This window comes from Lonsdalea iberica, from assembly GCF_002111585.1.
Taxonomy (GTDB): domain Bacteria; phylum Pseudomonadota; class Gammaproteobacteria; order Enterobacterales; family Enterobacteriaceae; genus Lonsdalea; species Lonsdalea iberica.
This window is the reverse complement of record NZ_LUTP01000113.1, coordinates 1-1,145: the sequence shown is the minus strand read 5'-3', so window position 1 is coordinate 1,145 and position 1,145 is coordinate 1. Positions and strand designations below refer to the sequence as shown.

The 1,145-nt window shown below is 54.0% G+C and carries 2 pseudogenes; both read right to left on the bottom strand.

The annotated features are described in order from the left end of the window. Window positions 1–466, bottom strand: a pseudogene (locus tag AU511_RS16930) (transposase); the annotation flags it as partial. A gap of 70 nt (window positions 467–536) precedes the next feature. Next, window positions 537–1,145, bottom strand: a pseudogene (locus AU511_RS16925) (tyrosine-type recombinase/integrase); the annotation flags it as partial.

The following is a 1,145-nucleotide window of genomic DNA, read 5'->3' as shown; positions in this document are numbered from 1 at the left end:
TGCCAGATTCGGCGGTAGCCCAAACGCCTGCGCTCCAGTGCCAGCTCGGTGATGCGCTCGGATAAATGCGCATCCGATGCCGGGCGCTGCGCTTCGTAACGGCAGGTCGACAGGGACAAACCTGTGAGTCTGCAGGCACGACGTTGCGACAGACCGGTCGCATCACACATCAACACCACGGCTTCCCGCTTCTGGTCTGTCGTCAGTACTTTCGGCCCAGGGCCACCTGAAGCGCCTCCTTATCCAGCATGGTTTCGGCAAGCAGCTTCTTGAGTCTGGCGTTCTCTTCCTCAAGCGACTTCAGGCGCTTAACCTCAGGCACTTCCATACCGCCATACTTCTTACGCCATGTGTAAAACGTGGCATCGGAAATGGCGTGTTTGCGGCAGAGTTCACGCGCGGATACCCCGGCTTCGGCCTCGCGGAGAATACTGATGATTTGTTGGTCGGAAAAACGCTTCTTCATGGGGATGTCCTCATGTGGCTTATGAAGACATTACTAACATCGGGGTGTACTAATCAACGGGGAGCAGGTCAAGCCGGGTTAATTCCCGTCCCTGATGATAACCATCAATTCGGCTCAACAGTTCGGGTAGTCGTTCAAGGGGAAGGGCTGGGTAGTGATGTTTGACGGGGACGGCGATTATACCGTCCAGATTTGCTGCCGGATTGTTCTCTATCAACTCCTGATGTATGGCATGACGCATGATGTTGCACATATGCTGTCGAGTACGTGCCGCTACTTCCAGCAAACCTTTTTCCTCAATACCTCTCAGAAGGGCAGTGAAGTGTCGGGTTTTCAGTTCCGTTATCGGCTGATTACCGATCGCCGGAAAAACATGATTGTTCAGGCTGGCAAGCAGGCGGCATGGTTCTCCGACCAGGTTCTGTTGCTTTTATGCCAGCCTAACGCCACAGTCTTGAAACTCTTTGCCGGTGAACGGCGCCGCCTTTTCAGCGGCACGTTGCTGCGCAGGGTTGATATTTAGAGCCAGCAGTTTGCGGATGCCGTCGCGCTGTTGCCGGGCATCGGTCAGCGATACATCGGGATAAGTGCCTAAACTGAGGCGAGACTCTTTGCCATTGATACGATATTTGAGATACCAGAGACGTGAACCGCTTGGATTAACCAAAAGGTACAGACT